Below are 3,727 nucleotides of genomic sequence, written 5' to 3' on the forward strand. Positions count from 1 at the left end.
CAGCTCCCTACCCTATTTTATTATATTTACCCCAAGGTAGTGATGAATTTGTAATTATACGTAGGTAAAGTATCTAATTTATGAAAAATATAATCTTGACATTGGCTATCTTACTGTTGAATTGTAATAATGCACAAAATACAGGAGAAATGAAAATACAACAAATACCCTTGGAGAAACAGATCACTTATATTATAGCTCTTTCAATGCGCGTACCTTACGAACTTTATATCAATGATATAAAAGCAGATTGTGATTATGTAGGAGCAAATAGTGGTGTAGATATGAACCCATATATATTAAAAAATGGGAAATATAAGGTAAAATTGAGGATATTTCCAGCCTTTAAAGCTGGAGAAAAACTAATAGCATCTAAAGATATTAAAAATTCGAATATATCATTTGGCAGTTATATACGCAATAAAGAGACCGATGAGATATTAAACTATGAAGATAAACCTTTGCCTATTACAGCCCCCACAATTGATGTACCTTACTTTGAGCAAGAATGGGAAGTAGAAATTACAGATTTGCCTTATGAATTAGAAGGTTGGAGTAAGGGGCAAGACCTTCGTAAATGGGATAAAAAAGAATTGGAGAAAAAGGTAGTAGCATTTCATCAAAGATCAGAAAGATACTTAATGACGGGAATTCAGAAGAGTGGATGAAACTGATTCAAAAAAGATTTGATGAAGTTTGTATTTTTGATTATCTTTCAGAAAAACGAATAGAAAAAGATTTAGAGGAAATAAAGGAAGATGTAGAAGAATATAGTAAAGGAACAATGATACCCTTGGAGGATTATGAGTTAAAACTTTATGCAGAAGGGAAGTTAGTAACTTTGGAGAGAAAAACACATACTAAAGAATTTAATAATTACTCTCCATTAGATATAAAAGGTTGGAGTCCTTTAATAAGTAAAGGAACAACTTATGGAGCAGCTCCCTACCCTATTTTATTATATTTACCCCAAGGTAGTGATGAATTTGTAATTATACGTAGGTAAAGTATCTAATTTATGAAAAAAGTATATTTATTAGCTATAGCTATTTTAACATTTTTAAGTTGTAAAGAAAGAATAAAAATGGAAAAAATAGCAAATTTATATAAAGAAGTTAAATATCATGAGCAAGCTATTAGTTATCAAGCAGAGTATTTTATAGGAGGTTGTAATTTTGAAATACTAATTAATGGCTTCCCTATTGAGAGATATTATGGATTGGGAAATGGTGCCTTAAGCGCAAGTGTCCCCATAAATACAGAAATTTTAAAGAGTGGTTTACAATCTTGGAAAATTAGAATTTTTCCTATACACATCAATGGAATTCCACAAAAAATGATAGAAGGATGGGCAAGAGTCCAATTAAAAATACAAGCTATTCGTTTTAAAGATAATGGAGATATTGAAAAGATTTCTACACCTGTGATAGATTTCGAAGTTCCACTAAAAAAAGAAAAAGAAACAGGAAAAAATATATTTGTAGATATGGGAAAACCTTATGTAGAATATTGTGGAACATTTCAGGCTAATGTCCCATATCAATTAAAAGGATGGGAAGATGGAGAAAAATTTGATTTATCTGATAGCTTAAATCTAAAAAAAGAAGTTCTAAACAAGTTTAATGAACTTAGAAATATGATTATCAATAAAGAAGAAAATAAATTTGAAGAGAGTATTTTATATAAAGAAAAAGAAGTAGCTCAAGCTTTATTTATGACAGAAAAAGAAAGTAAGGATATTGCAAAATTTTATACAGCTGCATTTGATGGAACTCTACAGAATTTTAATATGACTTCAATTGATAATGAAGAGTTGGTTTATTATTGTGAAGATAGAGTAGTCACATTATTATTTACAGCAATGAAATGTCCTCGTTGTAAAGGAGAGCCTGTACTAGTAGGAAGATATGAAGAGGAAAATAGAAAAAAAGTAAGAATTTTCCCTATATATTTATATCGCCCAAAAGGTAAAAAAGAATTAGAAGTTATAAGATAAATGAAAGGCACTTACTACAAAACTCCCATAGACTTCAAGGCACTGATAGAGAAGCGCGACCTTGCTAAGACCACGTTATAGACCTCTGTTGATCAGCAACTCTTCCTATTAGCCACAACAGCTTGGGGAGAGTGTAAGTTTGATGAAGGCTTTGGCGCAGGGATAGGAATAAGTGCTCTTTTTGCTTCTTAAACGCTGGTGAGCAAACTGCTGCACACGAAGTTTTGCACAGTATTGGGTTAGATCATACTTTTGAAAAGAATAGTGATGACTTTATTTATAAAGGGGAAGAAACAGATAATGTGATGGATTATCTAAACGAAGGAGTTGCTCTCTATCAATGGCAATGGAAATTAATAAACCCCGCAATAAAAGAAATATTAAATAGAATAATTAATGAGCAATTATGAGAGTATTTTTAGTATTACTATATTTGTATGCTTCCTATGTAATAGCACAACCTAAAAATGAAACGTTTGATTTTAAGCTCGCTAAAGAGCTTGAACATAAAAGGGGGGTATTATTGAAAGAGGTATATATGAAAGAAGGGTGCAGAGTTTATGATATATATTTTGACAAAGAAGAAGGGGGGTATATAGAGGAAAGTTTGCCCTCCCCTTCTTTTATAACACGCCGTAAAGATTATTATCCGAATGGAAAAATTAAAAGCATCAAGCATTTTATAGGAGAAAATGTACTTATCGGAAAATCTGTTTATTACAATAAAAAAGGCGTTAAAAGAATTGTAGATGAAGATAAGAAATTCAAGAAAATTAAATATCCTTATATTTTACAATTCTTGGAAAAGAAAGGACATATCAACCTTAAAACTGGAAAAGGTAGAATTGTTGATATTAGAGGAACAAATTATTTTGGATTTCGATTAAATTATGTAGAAAAAATGAATATGTGGGTTGCTATCATAAAAGATGGTTACCCAAAAGATAAATGTTTAGAGAAATATATAGAATTAGCAAAAAAAGAGAAATATATAGAATTAGCAAAAAAAGAAAAACAACAAAGAGAAAAGGATCATCTGATAGTTTGTTCAGAAAGAAATTGTGATCTATATTATTTTATAGATGCAATTTCTGGAAAACAGATTTCAAAACAAGAGTACGCAAAAAGATATAGAGCAGCGTTTGGTGAAGAGGATGAAAGATTTGATTATATCTTTACAGAGCCGTGATATAATTTTTGAGTTGGCAGCTTCTAATGCTGATGAGCAAACCGCTGCACACGAAGTTTTGCCTCGGAAGCCGTAAGACAATGATGGAAAGATTTAATAGAGAGGAAATGGAATGGGATTGCAAAAATAAAAATATTGAGGTGTCAAAATAATTTCATATATTTACACTCTGAAAATTAATGTATTTAAGTTTCTCAGGTCATTTTTAAGTTATAATTAGATTTGTAATTAGTGAATAATCAATATATTGCAAAATAAACCTCCCCCTTGCCCCCTCCGAGAGGGGGAATAAATTCGTTGAAAAAGATAAAAATTGTCTATCAATCTGGAAAATATCCTCTCTCTAACTTCTTGAGAATCATAAACTATCTCATTCCCCCTTTGGAGGGGGGTAGGGGGAGGTTTTTGAATATCAATAAGTTACAGAGCTGGCGAAACTTAAATTAATGTATTATGGAATTATTCAAGGGACAAAGCCTCTTAGAGTTTACTGAACGCTTTAAAACAGACTTAGATTGCGAAGAATATCTAGCTTCTTTAAA

At 30.9% G+C, this 3,727-nt stretch carries 4 protein-coding genes and 1 pseudogene; all 5 read left to right on the top strand.

Annotated features, from left to right (window positions below; genetic code table 11):
- Positions 1-80 precede the first annotated feature (80 nt).
- Positions 81-668, top strand: coding sequence for a hypothetical protein (locus tag HMPREF1154_RS13785; RefSeq protein ID WP_232211994.1), 588 nt, complete (start codon positions 81-83; stop codon positions 666-668).
- A complete protein-coding gene (locus tag HMPREF1154_RS13790; protein ID WP_009642417.1) occupies positions 665-1,006 on the top strand; it encodes a hypothetical protein in 342 nt (113 codons plus the stop codon). The genes HMPREF1154_RS13785 and HMPREF1154_RS13790 overlap by 4 nt, the downstream gene beginning before the upstream one ends.
- Positions 1,007-1,018: 12 nt before the next feature.
- On the top strand, positions 1,019-1,996 hold the full coding sequence (locus HMPREF1154_RS09705; RefSeq protein ID WP_009642419.1) for a hypothetical protein: 978 nt from the start codon (positions 1,019-1,021) through the stop codon (positions 1,994-1,996).
- A gap of 406 nt (positions 1,997-2,402) precedes the next feature.
- Positions 2,403-3,185, top strand: coding sequence for a hypothetical protein (locus HMPREF1154_RS09720; RefSeq protein WP_009642420.1), 783 nt, complete (start codon positions 2,403-2,405; stop codon positions 3,183-3,185).
- A 453-nt stretch (positions 3,186-3,638) separates the two neighbouring features.
- Positions 3,639-3,727 (top strand): annotated as a pseudogene (locus HMPREF1154_RS13385) (IS1595 family transposase); the annotation flags it as partial.

This window comes from Capnocytophaga sp. CM59 (genome assembly GCF_000293175.1).
GTDB lineage: Bacteria > Bacteroidota > Bacteroidia > Flavobacteriales > Flavobacteriaceae > Capnocytophaga > Capnocytophaga granulosa.